Genomic DNA, 15,662 nt, shown 5'->3' on the forward strand with positions numbered 1-15,662 from the left:
GGAGGTGAACCCTGTGAGAAACTCCATAGAGTTTGAGGTTTTCGGAGATTATGCTCTTTTCACCGATCCGTTAACAAGATTAGGTGGGGAAAAGCTCACTTATCAGGTCCCGACGTACCAGGCAATGAAGGGGATTTTGGAATCCATCTACTGGAAACCGACATTGCTCATGGTCGTCGACGAGGTTCGGGTGATGAACGCGATCCGTATGGAGTCCAAAGGCATTCGTCCTATGGATTACGGAGGCGGGAATACATTGGCTAATTACACATATTTGAAGGATGTTCGTTATCAGGTGCGGGCCCATTTTGAATTCAATCTGAACCGTCCCGATATGGCTTATGACCGCAACGAACATAAGCATCATAACATATTGAAGCGCGCTCTTCGGGCAGGAGGGAGAAGAGATATTTTCCTTGGGGCCCGGGAATGTCAAGCATATGTGGAGCCGTGCAATTTCGGCGAGGGCAAGAGCTTCTACGACGATTACGGCGGTGACATCCATATGGGTACGATGATTCACGGTATTAACTATCCGGATGAAACCGGCAAAGACCGGATGGAGATCCGATTGTGGAGTCCTGTGATGAGCAACGGCATCATCCGGTTTATAAGGCCCGAGGAATGCACCAAGGTTCGTGCCGTTGCGGCGAATATGAAGCCGAAGCACTTCGACGCATCGAATGTCGAATCGGTAGATGAACTGTTTGCCGAGTGGGAAGAGGGGTGACGCTATGAGCTGGCTGCTCAATTTATATAAGACTTACGAGTCGAATCTGGGCGTGGTCGGTGTCGTCGAGGTCAAGCATAATGATCGCGAGTTTACCCTGCTGCCGATCTCTCATACGACGCAGAATGCCCATATTGAAGTGGATATTACCGAAGACGGGGAGTTTCACTCGGCGAGAGTGCTTGACAAGAATGAGATGAGTACGTTAATTCCATGCACAGAGGAATCGGCTAGCAGAGCGGGTTCCAAGGTAGCGCCGTATCCGCTGCATGACAAACTAAGCTACGTAGCAGGAGACTTCACGGCGTATGGCGGGGACAAAGAGGAGCCGTTCGCGGCCTACATTAAACAGCTGGGGGATTGGGCGAATTCGCCCTATGCTCATGCGAAGGTAAAGGCGATTTATCTTTACTTGAGCAAAAGACAGCTCATTAAAGACTTGATAGAGAAAGAGAACATTCTGTGTATTGACTCCGATAACCGTTTAGTCGAGAAATGGGACAAAAAGTACGAAACGCTTTACAAGGAAAGGCCTTTGATTTTCTCTGCGATCAGCGGCAGTCAGGACAGCGCCTTCGTCCGGTTTAATGTATATTCGCCGCATCGCAGCTTGTCCAAGGTATGGAAGGATCAGGAGATGTACGATTCATTCGTACGCCATTACCAAGGGCTGCTTGGCGACGAAGATTTATGCTATGTGACGGGAGAAACATCGCCGAGTACGGACAGGCATGCGAATAAAATTCGCAACGCAGCGGACAAAGCGAAGCTCATCTCGGCCAATGATACGAGCGGATTTACGTTCCGGGGCCGATTCCAGCATAGTCATCAAGCGGCGAGCATCAGCTATGACGTATCGCAGAAAGCGCATAATGCATTGAAATGGCTGATTAACCGTCAAGGCAAGGTTATCGATCAGCGGGTTTTTCTGATATGGGGTAACGAGGCTCTGGATTTTCCCGATCCGTTGGAAGATCCGTTTTCCTTTGATCTTGGTCCATTAAAGGAGGCTATTCAGAAGTCGAAGACGAGACAGGATGTTGCAAGAGAATTTGCCAAGGCACTGGCTGGCTACAAGCATGACTTGTCGTCCAAGTCCGATGTGAATATTCTGGTGCTTGACTCCGCAACGACGGGGCGCATGGCCGTGTTGTACTACCGCAATATGAACAATGAACTTTACTTGGATCGGCTCGCTCAGTGGCATTCCACCTGCATATGGCTGCATAGCTATCGCAAGGATGACAAGGGCGAATATGTCAGATTTTTAGGAGCTCCTGCGACGAAGGATATTGCTTTTGCCGCCTATGGGCCGAGAGCGGGCGACAAGCTCGTCAAGGGCTTGATGGAACGCATGCTGCCCTGCATTGTGGATGGGAGTCCCATTCCCAGAGATATTGTGACCAGCGTATTTCACCGGGCATCCAATCCTGTATCGATGGATAAATGGGAGTGGGAGAAAACGCTCAGCATTGCTTGTGCTCTAATCAACAAACAGATGGAAAAGGAGGGGTTCGAGGTGGCGTTAGATACGGAAAATAATGATCGCAGTTATTTATTCGGCCGTTTGTTGGCTGTTGCGGATGTATTGGAACGACGGGCGTTGGGGGAGGAGACGCGCTCCAGCAATGCGATTCGCTATATGAATTCCTTCTCGATGCATCCCGAGAGAACCTGGATGACGATCCAGAAGAGCTTACAGCCTTATCAGGCGCGGCTGGGCACCAAGGGTATTTATTTATCCAAACTGATCGACGAGATTGCATCCATGTTTACGACGGAAGACTTTAACAATAAAGCGTTAACGGGAAAATATTTACTGGGCTTTTACAGCCAACGGCATGAGCTTTGGAAGAAAAATAAAACGGAGGATGCGGCGGAAGCATCCGATCATGAGGAGAGATAAGCATGGCTATATTAGATCATAAAATCGACTTTGCTGTAGTGTTGTCCGTCCGAAGCGCCAATCCCAACGGTGATCCTCTGAACGGTAACCGGCCGAGACAAAACTATGACGGCTACGGCGAAATTTCGGATGTAGCGATTAAGCGGAAAATCAGAAACCGCCTACAGGATATGGGCGAAGCGATTTTCGTCCAATCCAACGACCGGAAGAACGATTCGTTCGGCAGTTTGAGAGAGCGCGCCGAGGCCAATGCCGAGCTGGATAAAATTTTTAAATCCAAGACAAGCTCAAGCGACGAATTTGCCCGTATCGCCTGCCAAGAATGGATCGACGTTAGAAGCTTCGGTCAAGTGTTTGCTTTCAAAGGTTCGGATAGCAAAGGCGGCGGCGTCTCCGTCGGTGTGCGAGGTCCCGTATCGATCCATACGGCACGAAGCGTAGATCCGATCGATATTACCAGCATGCAAATCACAAAAAGCGTCAATTCCGAGCCCGGGAAGGACAGAGGTTCCGATACCATGGGGATGAAGCACCGGGTCGATTTCGGGGTTTACGTGTTTTATGGCAGCATCAATACGCAATTAGCCGAAAAAACCGGATTTACAGCGGAGGATGCGGAGAAGATCAAGCAAGCGCTTGTCAGTTTATTCGAAAATGATGCTTCCGCCGCCAGACCGGAAGGCAGCATGGAGGTGCATCAGGTTTATTGGTGGAAGCATCAATCCAAGCTGGGCCAGTATTCCTCGGCCAAGGTGCATCGCTCGTTGACGGTGAAAGCAAATGTTGAGGAGCCAAGAGAGTTCGAGGACTATACCATTCACTTGAATGAACTGGAAGGACTCCAGGCGGAAGTTATAGATGGCCTATAACGCAGATGAAGATCATGATCTTATGCTATCAGGGATACAGCATTTTCAATTTTGCAAGCGGCAGTGGGCGCTTATTCACATAGAACAACAATGGGAAGAGAATGTCAGGACCGTTGAAGGGCAGCATTTGCATCATAAGGCGGATCAGCCGTTCGTTCGCGAGAAGCGGGGAGATAAGCTCATCGTCCGTGCGATGCCCGTAAAATCCTCCGAGCTTCAGATCACCGGAGTCTGTGATGTGGTGGAGTTCGTAAGGGATGAAGACGGCGTCGAAATTCATGGAGCTGAGGGAAAGTATGTGGCCTATCCGGTGGAATACAAGCGGGGCAAGCCTAAGCTTCACGACGCGGATCTGTTGCAGCTTACGGCGCAAGCGATGTGCCTGGAGGAAATGCTGCTGTGCGAGGTCCGGACCGGGTTCCTATTTTATAATGAGATCAAGCATAGGGTCGAAGTGCCGCTGACGGCAGAGATGAAACATCAAGTGAAGACCATTGTCTTGGAAATGCAGGATTATTATAAACACAGACATACGCCCAAAGTAAAGACAGGTTCCTTTTGCCATAGCTGTTCCCTTCATTCTATATGTTTGCCCGAGCTCATGAATAAACGGACCGTAAAAAGCTATATCGAAGGGACTATTACCGGATGAAAAAACTGCTGAATACGCTGTTTATTACGCAACCGGACGTCTATCTGTCGCTAGACGGGGACAATATTGTGCTGCTCAAGGAACAAGAGAAGCTTGGGCGGCTGCCGCTGCACAATCTCGAGTCTGTCGTAGCCTTCGGTTATACGGGAGCCAGTCCCGCGTTAATGGGGTATTGCGCGGAGAGAAATATAGCCATAGTCTTCTTGACCATGAGCGGGAGATTCGCCGCCAGGGTGATTGGGGCGAGTAAAGGCAACGTTGTCCTCCGAAAGAAGCAATATCTCGTATCCGAAGATGAAGCTCAATCGGCCCGGATTGCCCGTAATTTTATCGTGGGCAAGCTATTCAACGGTAAATGGATGATCGAAAGAATGACGAGGGATTATCCGCTGCGTGTGGATGTCCCTCAGTTTAAAGAAGCGTCCCGGCATCTAAGCTCCATCATCAAGGAAGTAAGGGAATGCGAGGACTTGGATCGGATCAGAGGGCTGGAGGGACAGGCCGCCCTGGCGTATAATAAGTTGTTTAACCAAATGATCTTACAGCAAAAAGAAGACTTCTATTTTCACACTCGTTCCCGCAGACCTCCATTGGACAATGTCAATGCTATGCTTTCGTTGGCTTATACGCTATTGGCTCATGATGCGACATCCGCCCTGGAGGGCGTCGGATTGGATGCGTATGTTGGTTTCCTGCATCGCGACCGTCCCGGACGAGCTTCCCTCGCATTGGATGCCATGGAGGAATTGCGGGGAGTGTACGCGGACCGGTTCGTATTATCGTTAATTAACAAAAAGATTGTCCAAGCTGAAGACTTCGTACGTAAAGAAAACGGAGCGGTTATCATGACGGACGAAGCGCGCAAAAAGTTCCTGACGGCCTGGCAGAACCGAAAGCAGGAAAAAATAACGCATCCCTACTTGGGCGAGAAAATCTCCTGGGGGCTGGTCCCGCATGTTCAAGCGTTGCTATTGGCCCGTTATTTACGAGGCGATTTGGACGAGTACCCTCCATTTTTCTGGAAGTAGGTGTAGGACGCCATGCTTGTACTAATAACCTATGACGTGAGCACCGTGAGCGGCGCGGGGCAAAGAAGATTGCGGAAGGTATCCAAACTATGCCAAAATTACGGGCAGCGCGTTCAGCATTCCGTGTTCGAATGTATCGTGGATGCAACTCAACTGACCGTATTAAAATTGAAACTGTTGGATGTCATAGACCCCGAGCAGGATAGCCTTAGAATCTACCAGTTGGGCAACAATTACAAAAATAAGGTAGAGCATATCGGCATCAAAGAGTCCTTGGACTTAGAAGGACCGCTCATTTTGTAGTGCGAATGTGAAGCGAACATGAATTTCCCGGAGGATTCGCACCAAAAAGGGATTCAAATGATGTGTTCCTTATTACGTAATCCTCCTAGTCTTATGGCTTATTCGAACAGATTGAGCATATGATTACACAGAAAAACGATTTTTAGGGATGTTTTTCTTTGAAAATCGGTGTCGCACCCCGCACGGGGTGTGTGGGTTGAAATCTGTGCCTTGTATTCCTCAAGGCTCCGCGCCTCGTCGCACCCCGCACGGGGTGTGTGGGTTGAAATCTTGACCGCGATCTCCCCGCCGTCTTGGATGCGCGCGTCGCACCCCGCACGGGGTGTGTGGGTTGAAATTTATTTCCTTGGCCGTCGGGTCGGTGATGCAGCGTCGCACCCCGCACGGGGTGTGTGGGTTGAAATACTATGGTCATGTCCTTCACCTGGCCTTAATTTAGGCGTCGCACCCCGCACGGGGTGTGTGGGTTGAAATACATAAGCGACCATGCGGTCCTTGCCGCCTGTAGTCGCACCCCGCACGGGGTGTGTGGGTTGAAATGGTATGACTCATGCTGTTCACTCTCCCTGAATTTGTCTGTCGCACCCCGCACGGGGTGTGTGGGTTGAAATTTCTGGCGGATGGTTGCGGCAAAGCTGATATATGTCGCACCCCGCACGGGGTGTGTGGGTTGAAATTCGCGCTGCAGCAATTCCAACAGCCAGCCGGTCACACGTCGCACCCCGCACGGGGTGTGTGGATTGAAATCATCAGTTGAGTGGCCTGTCCGCCCAAGTTTATATACAGTCGCACCCCGCACGGGGTGTGCGGATTGAAATATTCCCACAGTCTAATTGTATTTGCTACTGATTGTCGCACCCCGTACGGGGTGTGTGGATTGAAATAAATCTCAGGACTTGGGCACGGTGCTAGACCCATATGTCGCACCCCGTACGGGGTGTGTGGATTGAAATTCAAATGGACCAAAACCAAAATCTACATGGTCGGACGTCGCACCCTGCACGGGTGCGTGGATTGAAATATGTGATACCCACCAGCAAATTGCCTAAAAACAAGTCGCACCCTGCACGGGTGCGTGGATTGAAATTACGCCGTCAAGACGCACAATCGCGAGCTGTACGCGTCGCACCCTGCACGGGTGCGTGGATTGTAATTTCCACAGCCCTGCATCGTCTTGCAGTCTGTGTGCAGCAAGTCCGGCCAAGGCATGCTGCCGTTTGCTGCGCCCTTTTTTGCATTTAGGTGATGCGAATTACAGAATAATTCGCCGTCTTCAGCTATAGTAAAATTACTGGAAGTATAAATTGGGGAGGGATACCGCCTTGAATAAAAAATCGATCTTGAAGACAGCAGGGACGTTGGCGGTCGGCGTGGTGGTCGGCATTTTACTGATGATGAGCGACGATGTCTACAAAGCGGTCAGCGGCGCGATGGGCAACTCGACGAGCAATGCGGTGGCGTTCTCGGCTGCGGATCGGAGTAAGCTGGAAGGCTTCGGCGACCAGCTCTCCAAGCAGCAGGAGAAGATCGACCAGATCACCAAGAGTGCGGAAGAAATAAATAAGAAGACCGAGGCGCTCGCGCAGCAGTCTTCGCAATCCAAGAAAGAAACGCAGGGCGACCCGGCGTCCTCGGCGGAAAAGAAAGAAGATGTGTCTCAACAGCAGCAGCAGCTGCAGCAGCAAATGCTGCAGATTATCGAGCAGATGAGGGAGTCGCTCCAGCAAATGCAGCAATCCCAGAGGGATACGTTGAAGGCGGTTAGCAGGCCCTGAACCTTGAACGATCTATAGGCAGATAGTGATAAATGGACAGACGGAGAGCCCGCTCGAATGAGCGGGCTCGTTTTGCGATGATGCGGATAATTAAAGTGGATTACTGCTACCTGTAGTCCCTTCCGCCTCTCGTACTTGCAAATTAAGTAAATTAAACTGCCTGAAACCGCCGCGGCGAATCCTTCTGCAGAAACGCATGCCTCCAGATACAGATTCACTCCGTATCTGTGTTTCCTCACCAGTTCTGCCGCAGTGCAAACAAGTCGCGCAGTTCCTCGTTGGATAGCTCCGTAATCCAGTTCTCCGAGGTGGAGATGACGTTCTCGCTCAGGCTCATCTTGCTTTCCAGCATTTCGTCGATCTTCTCCTCCAAGGTGCCGAGGGAAATATATTTGTGCACCTGTACATTACGCTTTTGTCCCATCCGGTAGGCGCGGTCGGTCGCCTGATTTTCGACGGCGGGGTTCCACCAGCGGTCGAAATGGAATACGTGGTTGGCGGCCGTCAGGTTGAGGCCGACTCCGCCCGTTTTCAGCGAGAGGATGAAGATACCGGGACCGTTTTCGTCCGCAGCTTGGAACGCGTCGATCATCTTGTCGCGTTCCGCCTTCGGCGTGCTTCCGTTCAAGTACAGCACGGGCTCGCCCCGATGCGTTCCAAGGATGTCGGCCAGCATGCGGCCCATGCCTACGTACTGGGTGAAGATCAGGCAGGAATCTCCTTCGCCGCGCAGCTCGTCGACCATGGCGACGAGCCGTTCGAGCTTCGCGGACCGCGAGATGAATGCCTCGCGCCGCTCCTCGGATTGGAGCGCGGATTCGGAGAGCGCCGCTTCCTTCGTAAGCAGCACAGGATGATCGCATAGCTGCTTCAGCTGGGTCAAAGCAGCCAGAATCGCGCCTTTGCGTTCGATTCCTTCGAGCTGCTTCATCCGCTCCATCAGATCCTTGACCGCTTGCTCATAGAGGGCGACCTGCTCGGCGGTCAGGTTAATGTAGACCTTCATCTCCAGCTTATCCGGCAAATCCAGCTGGATGTTAGGATCTTTCTTCTTGCGGCGCAGCATGAACGGCTTCACCAGCCTCTGAAGCTGGGCGGTCCGTTCTTCGTCGCGATGCTTCTCGATAGGCCCGGCGAACCGATGTTGGAATCCGCGGGCGCTCCCTAAGTAACCGGGATTGAGGAAATCGTAGATGGACCACAGCTCGGACAGCCTGTTTTCGATCGGCGTTCCGGTCAGCGCAATGCGGTGTCTCGCTTTGAGCGAGCGGATGGCGACGGACTGTTTGTTCTGCGCGTTCTTAATGTTCTGGGCTTCGTCCAGACAAAGCGCGCTCCATGTAATTTCCTGCAATAACTCCTGATCGAGCAGAGCCGTCGTGTAAGAGGTAATGACGACATCCGTTTCCTGCAAGGCAGGATGCATCGTCTCGGCGGTCATTCGTTCTTTGCCGTAATGGAGCAGCACCCGCAGTTCAGGGGCGAAGCGGGCGATCTCCTTCTGCCAATTGCCGAGCACGGAAATCGGGCAGATGAGCAGGGCCGGAGCGGCGGACTCTTCCTTATGCTGCAGCAAATAGGTGATGAACTGCACTGTCTTGCCGAGCCCCATGTCATCGGCGAGGCAGGCGCCGAGTCCGAACTGTCTTAGGAAGCTAAGCCAGGTAAAGCCCTCGCGCTGGTAGCTGCGCAGCTGTGCTCGCAAGCCTTCCGGTACGGGCAGCTCGGTCAATTCGGAGGGCCGGCTTAGCTGCCTGAAGAGCGATAAGAGATGCGAATTCAGCTCAACCTCCAGCTTCACTCTCTCTTCGTCATCCTCCGCATCGTTCTCGCCGGTACGCTGACGTCCGGCAGGCTTCTCCTGCTCCGCTTCATTTAACAGATGCAGCTGCAGCACGTCCTGCAAGGATAAGCCTTCATCCGGGCTGATGCTATCCATCATTTTGCGAATTTGCTCAAGCAGCGCCGGATCGAGATAAACCCATTCCCCGCGGAAACGGATCAGCTTCTCCTTGCGGCTCAGCAGCTCTGCAAATTCGGTTTCGCTCAGATTGGCTTCGCCGATCGCGATCCGCCAGTCGAAATCGACCAGGGCGTTCATGCCGAATAGCGACTGGCCTCTGCCGCCGGCATCAGGCTTCACCCGCGCATGGAGGCGCGGCTTCCGCTTCGAGGCCGCTTCCCACCAGCCGGGCAGCATGACGTTCCAGCCGTCGTTTAATAATCTTCGGCTGTCCGCAGTCAGAAACTGCCAAGCTGCTTCGTCATCCAGCGGCTCGGCGAACAATTCGTCGCCGCTCATCCGATCCGGAAGCGCTGCGATCAGCCGGGCCGCCCAACCCGGGGAACGCTCATGGATATAGGGAGTCCATGAACTGGTCCAGGCGCCGGACGCATGTCCGTCCTCAGACAGGCGAACGGGCACGAGCGCCGAGCTGTCGTTCTTATCCTGCAGCACTAGCCGGAGCCGCCAATCGAATGCTTCATCGTCCGGCTCCAGCAGTTGAAGCGCAGGACGGAAAGGAGCCGTATCCGGCTTCCATCCAAGGGCCGCAAGCCATTCTTCCTCCGCATAAGCGCCCGGCACGGCAGCCGACGGATCGCCCGGCTGCCGAAACAGCGCAGGATAATCCCTCCGAAGGTCGGACATGGAGGCTTCGTCGGCATAATGCTCTGCGAATACGGCCGCGGAGAAGGCGGATCGCAGTCCGGACAACTCGCTGCCGAGAACGTCCTGCCGCTGCAGCCGCTCCCAGTCTAGCTCTTTTAGCTCTTCGGAACCCCTGTCCCATGTCCACTCCAGCCTGCCGTTTCTATAAGAGTTGTAGTTTGGGACGTAATGGCCGTCCCGGGCCGCTTTAATCAACAGCGGGGCGGATGCGAGCAGGGCGGCCGCCGTTTCATTGCCGGTATGCCAGCGGACAATCGACATGAAACCGGGAGAAGCGAAGAAGGGAAGCACCATTTCCGCAGGGAGAACCGTCACCGTAAGCTCGCCTGCCTGCTGCAGCTCGAGCGCCGTTCCGTAGCAGGACGGTTCATGCCACGCGAACAAGAGCTTGCGGAAGGATTCTCCGGCAACGGGATAATCGCTTTTCTCGCCCCACAGCAGGGCATCTCCCGAATCGGTCAGCATCGCGTGCAGCGTCATATCGTACCATGTTTTACTCATTCCGACAGCTTTCCTTTCTTGATTTCCTCATGCAGCGCCCGCAGCCGGCTGTTCCTCTCCAGGAAGCCTGCGAAGAAGCGATCCCAGCGCTCTGTCCGTTTCATTTTCTTATATACTTTGGCCAGTCGCTTGAGCAGCTTGACCGCCAGCTTGTAGTCCTGCCGGTTTTTTAATGAGACGTAATGTTCGATAGCTTGATGGTAAAAGGGCAGCAAAAGCTCCGGCGCCTCCTTCTCAATCGGCTGCAGGACGCTCACCCGGTGATCGAAAGGGCTGCGTCCTTGCATCATTTGCAATTCCAGCCAAGGCTTCCAATCCTGCCGTTCGTACAGCATATCCTCGATGATGGAAACGGAATGGGGCATCGCTTCTTCGAGAACGCTCCACATGTGAGGTTCGGCTTCAGGAACGTGATCCGCCGCCGCTTTCCAGTAAACCATATAGCTTTGGAAATCCCCCGAGTTTTTGCTGTAAAAGAAAGGGGCGCATTTGAGCAGCCACTCGATCAGCGTCTCCCATTGGCTAGAGTCCGAGAGAGGTTTAAGGAAGGATAGAAATAAACTTGCCGGCGCTTTGGCTAACATATCGATTCCTTCCAAAGCGGCCCATGCTTCCTGGCTTCTTTGTTGTTGGAGGAGCAAGAACGCTTTGGCCGCCGACAGGGAAGCGGATGCGGCGCCGGCGGTTGGCTGCTCCATGCTGCCGATCTCTTGGGAAGCCCAATCCTTCGTATCCAAATAAGGTGCAATCCAATATGTCCATAAGGCGGTATACAGACCGTAATCCAAATATTTATGCCCTTCCTCTGCGGTCAGCAATTGTCTCACATAGGCAAGCGTTTGCTTGAGCCGCTCCATGGAGAGCGTAATATCGAAGGAAGCGGGCAACTGCTTAAACTGCATATGGGTATCGTCGTAGATTCGGTACAGCATGAATGAAGTATAGTAGTTAACGGTACTTCGCGAGTTTTGCTCCTTCAGCTTGTGCAAAATGAACAAGCTTTGATGCAGCTCGAAAAAAGCCCGGTCCGTTTCCGTAAACGGGACGGAGGCCGAGCGAATTTTTTGCAGCTGATGCCGCAGCATTTCCACGTACACGCCCTGATCGTAGGAAGGTTGAATGTGGGCGGTATACTGCTCCAACAGCTTATGCCAGCCGAATACGTCCATGCCGGGCAATGCTTGAAGCGATGCTTGCGGGGCCGAAGCGGCGGCCAGACGCCGGACGCTGTGCTTGGCATTGACCACTTGGGAAGCCGGGTAGCCGAGCCGATCGGCAAGCTCCATGATCACTGCGGCCATATGCTTGCAGAAGGATTGGACAGGACAGCTGCAGGAGCTGGTCCTTAAATGATGAAGCTTAAGCGTCACCGTATAATCTTCCGTACCCGTAACCCTTGCTTTAATAATGCCGCCGTCGGAGGAAATCAGGCTGACGACGCGCTGTTGTTTGAAATAGTTGAACCCCCGGCTGAGGGTGACTTCGTTGAAAGACGAAGCTACTTGTTCCAGCAGCTTCGGCCATTGTTCATCGTCCAAGGCGGAATATAAGCTCATAGCCTAGCTCCTTGCTAAAAAGTAAGAAATCGTATCCTTCTATTATAGTATGATGCGAACAAAAATTCGACCTTTTCAGAAAAAGTCGGGAAAAAAGGAGGAATTAGGGCGAATGGCGGCTGTATTGGCATGGTGGAAAAGGGGAACAAGAGCCGGCAGAGAGCGGAGCGCATCAATATTCGGCTTTTGCAGAGGACGTTCTCCGCTTAAGGAGCATCTTCAGACAGTAACCCGATCACTTTGTCTAGTTTTTGATTCATCGAATCGATCTTATCGGTCAATTGCGCATGGTTGGGATTCGTGACGGCCGCGTTATTCTGATTAGCGATAATACATGATCCGAGCAGAATGCAGCAGCCCAGAAAAACGATGGCCCCCTTAAGTGTAAACTCCCGTCTCCCCGGCTTGTTTTCAGTGGTATGATTCATATTCTCATATCCCCTTTAATGTAAAATATTACTTGATTATGCATTATAACGCGGTGGGTCCGGATCATTCAAATGATATCGCGCCGCTTCTTTAGGACTTGCGTCGGATGAAAGCCGCTCGCGTTCGCGATGCGGAATGCGGGAACGGGAGGTCCCAAGTCGCATACAACCCGCAAGATTCCGAGCGTCAATCACGGCCTTGCCGGGCAGGACGGCTGCAGGAAATGAGACCGCTGCCCCGGACCCTATATATGGAACCTATGGTATACTATATGAAAAATAAAGGGGGATACGGTCACAAGGGAGGCGGACCTATTGAATACGCTATGGGCCATTCGCTGCGGCATCCGGGATTGGATCGAAGCCGTCTGCCGTACGATTCGGGCGCTGATCGCCAAATACCCGTTCCTCCGGACGGTGTATACCTTATGTTCATGGTTTTCTCTGGCGGCATTTGTTGTTAGTCTCATTTTCTTTAGAGACTCCCGCACGATGCTGGTTCAATATGCGTGGTCGTTTTATGTGCTGCTGCAGTTTTGGTTTTTGTGCCGCAGCAAGACGCTGCCGTGGAAGACGGCTGTGCTGTTCGTGCTCTCCGGCGTTTTTCTGGTGGTGCCGTTCACGGCGCTGACGATCCAGGCGATGCATGTCGTCTTTGGCGGGAGAACATCCGACACTTGGTCGATGTCCGTCTTCACGCCGATTTTCGAAGAGCTGTGGAAGCTGCTTCCGCTGGGCGTCTTTTTGCTGTTCTCGCGCCGCGCCTCCGCTTTAAGCTTAAGCGATTATACGCTGATCGGCGCCGCGACCGGAGTCGGCTTTCAGCTGATGGAGGAGCTGAGCAGGCGCTGGCTGAATTCCGGTCTTATCGGGAGGACCTTCGGTTACAGCACGACGCTGCTGGGCGGGGAGACGATCCATTGGGACTTGTTCTCGCTATTTCCCGGGCGGTTTGAAGAAAGCATTTTTCCGACGCTGATGACCGTCAGCCATCCTGTACATACCGCGATGATCGCGCTTGGCTGCGGCATCGCTTACCGGCTGAGGGCAAAGTGGACGCGCTGGACATTTTTGTTTCCGGCGCTGTTATTAGCCTGGGCTATCCTTGATCACGCCGCCTATAACGGCCAGTATAAGCTACCGGATTGGATATATACGATTCACGGCTGGACCGGGGACGGCTATAAGACGCGTCCGGCGTTTCTTCTTATGCTGGCGGTATCGCTGTATGCCGATTATCGCTTGCTTGGCAAGGTCCGCGACCGTCTTCCGGTTTTGCCGAACGAGCCGTTCTTCAACCCGTTCTCCGAGCTGTGGAATATGAGTTTCGCCTTGTTTCGGGAGCGGCGGAAATTCGGTTATTGGCTGAGCTTTTACCGGGAGCGGCGCGAGCTTGGGATGAACCTGCTTTACGGAAATGAGGAGGCCGCCGGCAGACGGGGTCCTGTCCGCGAACGGGTGCAGACGGTGTACCGGGCGCTGGCCGGAGTGGCGGTCATTCTGCTCCTCGCAGGGTTTACGGCGGGCTGGAATGCCTACGATGCAGGCGGAGCCGGACCGGCTTGCTTCGCATGTATGTTCGATTCGCTGCAAAACTGGTGGGACCGCCTGCCATGGTATGAGCAAGGCGCGATTCTGCTCGGAGCGCTTGCGTTATCGCTGCTGTTCGTCGAGTTCTGGCCTGCTGTCGGCATCGCGATGACGGCCGGGAGCATTGCCGGAAGCGGGCATACGATTGCGGACTATATCCGCGATCCGAGGAAGATGCTGACGCCGGAGAACGCGCTCGCCGTAGCGGCCGGCATCGTACTAAGCCGGATTCCATTCGGTAGGGCGTTCCAATGGATGGGGCGCAAGGGTCGCGGCTACGTGCGCAAGCTGCTGGATAAGCTGGGCCGCCGCAAGCCGGATATCGGCGCGCCGGGGAAGCCTCCGCATCATGACGGCCCGGGACGCGGCGGTCATTCCGAGCGGCCGGACGAACCGCGCAAGTCGGATGAAGAATCGCCGAAGCGGGATCACACGGACGATAACCGGAACGACGATACGGCGCCTACGGCAGGGAAAAGCTACAACGAGGTCGAAATTGTCGATCATCGGGGCAATCCGCTGGGCGAATTCGATGAAATCGATTTGGATAAGGGCATATTCTACGAGGACAAAACGGCCAAAGGGCTCGACCGCATCAATCCGCGAACGGGGAAGCCTTCGCAGACGCCGCAGCAATTCGCCGATAAGCAAATACTCGCGAAGACGCGGGTACGCATTCAAAATATGCTGGAGAAAGCCGTCTCCACCCGGGCGACGGCGCACGGATCGGCCGACGTTCCCGATTTGCAGGATATTAAGTCGATTCGCAGCTTCGTGTTCCGGCTGGACGGCGATACCCCGGAGCTGCGCGGCGCTGTGGAGAACAGCTTGAATCAGTTGAGACAGGAATTTCCGGATTACACATTTAACGTTTTGTTTGGAGGGAAACCGTAATGTCCATAAGCGCTTTTATACCTGAGCCCGCCGATGAATTCGAGCGGCAATTCCAATTGCCTGTCGCCGCGGAGGCGTTCTTCGCGGAATGCTGGGAGCCTGGCGCGGAAGCATTGGGCTTGCAATGGGTCCCCGTCTTCTCCACCGGAATTGAAATTATGAAGGAAGATTTGCCGGAGGTGCTAGATGAACTGGACCGGTTAAAGCAGTGGGCCTTGAGCCGGGGCGGAGACCGAATGGAGAAGCTGGCGAGCCGGATCGAATTGCTGGAGGCCGAGCTGCCCAAGGCGCTTCAGCGGGACGGGGCCGTTGTGTATATCGGGTAAAAGATAGGCTGCGGGTATGTGTCAGGGGCCGTGTGGGGGCAATGGGCCGCTGCAGCCGGATCGTCAGGAGCAAAGCGAAACACTGTTAATGAAGGAAAACTCCTTTATTGGCGGTGTTTTTTCTTTTTACAAGGGGCTTCGTCTTATGTAGGCTTCCTGAAAAGGTTCAATCGAGATCATCGGAAGTGGAACAGACTTCCAAATATAGGGATTTCGAACGTATCCGCCGGTTTGCGATGACGACTTGTTCCTACAAAAGAAGCAGTATGTTGATTATTCGACAAATTTTCAAGAGGGTTGTACCTAATTTTGCGGGATTTCGTCGAATTTGTTTAGTTTTTGTTCAGGAGCCGTTGGTATGATCGTCCAATCGGATTATTTTACATGGCTTTGGGGCTGCGGGGGGATGTTTAGCGGACGAAAGAACTATATC

At 53.3% G+C, this 15,662-nt stretch carries 12 protein-coding genes; 9 read left to right on the forward strand and 3 right to left on the reverse strand.

Going from position 1 to position 15,662, the window contains the following annotated elements; genetic code table 11:
* Positions 1-13 precede the first annotated feature (13 nt).
* The 7 genes from cas5c (at position 14) to SK3146_RS23925 (ending at position 7,263) form a co-directional block, all read left to right on the forward strand.
* A complete protein-coding gene (gene cas5c, locus SK3146_RS23895; RefSeq protein ID WP_249861115.1) occupies positions 14-730 on the forward strand; it encodes a type I-C CRISPR-associated protein Cas5c in 717 nt (238 codons plus the stop codon).
* Positions 731-734: 4 nt separating this feature from the next.
* Positions 735-2,636: a type I-C CRISPR-associated protein Cas8c/Csd1 gene (gene cas8c, locus SK3146_RS23900; RefSeq protein WP_249861116.1), complete on the forward strand. Its 1,902-nt coding sequence runs from the start codon at positions 735-737 to the stop codon at positions 2,634-2,636.
* Positions 2,637-2,638: 2 nt separating this feature from the next.
* Entirely contained in the window at positions 2,639-3,505 is an 867-nt protein-coding gene (gene cas7c, locus SK3146_RS23905) for a type I-C CRISPR-associated protein Cas7/Csd2 (protein ID WP_249861117.1), read from the forward strand.
* Positions 3,495-4,157, forward strand: a complete 663-nt coding sequence (gene cas4, locus SK3146_RS23910) for a CRISPR-associated protein Cas4 (RefSeq protein ID WP_249861118.1) — start codon at positions 3,495-3,497, stop codon at positions 4,155-4,157. Before cas7c ends, cas4 begins: the two co-directional genes overlap by 11 nt.
* Complete coding sequence (gene cas1c, locus SK3146_RS23915) at positions 4,154-5,185, forward strand: type I-C CRISPR-associated endonuclease Cas1c (protein WP_249861119.1); 1,032 nt, start codon at positions 4,154-4,156, stop codon at positions 5,183-5,185. The genes cas4 and cas1c overlap by 4 nt, the downstream gene beginning before the upstream one ends.
* Positions 5,186-5,197: 12 nt before the next feature.
* Complete coding sequence (gene cas2, locus SK3146_RS23920) at positions 5,198-5,488, forward strand: CRISPR-associated endonuclease Cas2 (protein ID WP_249861120.1); 291 nt, start codon at positions 5,198-5,200, stop codon at positions 5,486-5,488.
* Positions 5,489-6,810: 1,322 nt separating this feature from the next.
* A complete protein-coding gene (locus tag SK3146_RS23925) occupies positions 6,811-7,263 on the forward strand; it encodes a hypothetical protein (protein WP_249861121.1) in 453 nt (150 codons plus the stop codon).
* Between the two features lie 235 nt (positions 7,264-7,498).
* Here SK3146_RS23925 and SK3146_RS23930 read toward each other — a convergent pair whose 3' ends face one another.
* The 3 genes from SK3146_RS23930 to SK3146_RS23940 form a co-directional block, all read right to left on the reverse strand.
* Entirely contained in the window at positions 7,499-10,435 is a 2,937-nt protein-coding gene (locus SK3146_RS23930; RefSeq protein WP_249861122.1) for a DEAD/DEAH box helicase, read from the reverse strand.
* On the reverse strand, positions 10,432-11,991 hold the full coding sequence (locus SK3146_RS23935; protein WP_249861123.1) for an SWIM zinc finger family protein: 1,560 nt from the start codon (positions 11,989-11,991) through the stop codon (positions 10,432-10,434). Before SK3146_RS23935 ends, SK3146_RS23930 begins: the two co-directional genes overlap by 4 nt.
* A 206-nt stretch (positions 11,992-12,197) precedes the next feature.
* The gene (locus tag SK3146_RS23940; RefSeq protein WP_249861124.1) at positions 12,198-12,419 is read right to left on the reverse strand and encodes a hypothetical protein; all 222 of its coding nucleotides are present in this window, start codon (positions 12,417-12,419) and stop codon (positions 12,198-12,200) included.
* 315 nt (positions 12,420-12,734) lie between these two features.
* Between SK3146_RS23940 and SK3146_RS23945 the strand changes: the two genes are divergently transcribed.
* Entirely contained in the window at positions 12,735-14,903 is a 2,169-nt protein-coding gene (locus tag SK3146_RS23945; RefSeq protein WP_249861125.1) for a PrsW family intramembrane metalloprotease, read from the forward strand.
* A complete protein-coding gene (locus SK3146_RS23950) occupies positions 14,903-15,229 on the forward strand; it encodes a hypothetical protein (protein ID WP_249861126.1) in 327 nt (108 codons plus the stop codon). The genes SK3146_RS23945 and SK3146_RS23950 overlap by 1 nt, the downstream gene beginning before the upstream one ends.
* Positions 15,230-15,662: the final 433 nt, after the last annotated feature.

Source organism: Paenibacillus konkukensis, assembly GCF_023523925.1.
In the GTDB taxonomy this organism is placed as follows: Bacteria; Bacillota; Bacilli; order Paenibacillales; family NBRC-103111; genus Paenibacillus_S; species Paenibacillus_S doosanensis.

Coding starts and splice junctions, on each gene's coding strand:
- cas1c (WP_249861119.1), top strand. CDS start 4,154: ATGAAAAAACTGCTGAATACGCTGTTTATTACGCAACCGGACGTCTAT.
- cas7c (WP_249861117.1), top strand. CDS start 2,639: ATGGCTATATTAGATCATAAAATCGACTTTGCTGTAGTGTTGTCCGTC.
- SK3146_RS23950 (WP_249861126.1), top strand. CDS start 14,903: ATGTCCATAAGCGCTTTTATACCTGAGCCCGCCGATGAATTCGAGCGG.
- SK3146_RS23940 (WP_249861124.1), bottom strand. CDS start 12,419: ATGAATCATACCACTGAAAACAAGCCGGGGAGACGGGAGTTTACACTT.
- SK3146_RS23935 (WP_249861123.1), bottom strand. CDS start 11,991: ATGAGCTTATATTCCGCCTTGGACGATGAACAATGGCCGAAGCTGCTG.
- cas4 (WP_249861118.1), top strand. CDS start 3,495: ATGGCCTATAACGCAGATGAAGATCATGATCTTATGCTATCAGGGATA.
- SK3146_RS23930 (WP_249861122.1), bottom strand. CDS start 10,435: ATGAGTAAAACATGGTACGATATGACGCTGCACGCGATGCTGACCGAT.
- cas8c (WP_249861116.1), top strand. CDS start 735: ATGAGCTGGCTGCTCAATTTATATAAGACTTACGAGTCGAATCTGGGC.
- cas2 (WP_249861120.1), top strand. CDS start 5,198: ATGCTTGTACTAATAACCTATGACGTGAGCACCGTGAGCGGCGCGGGG.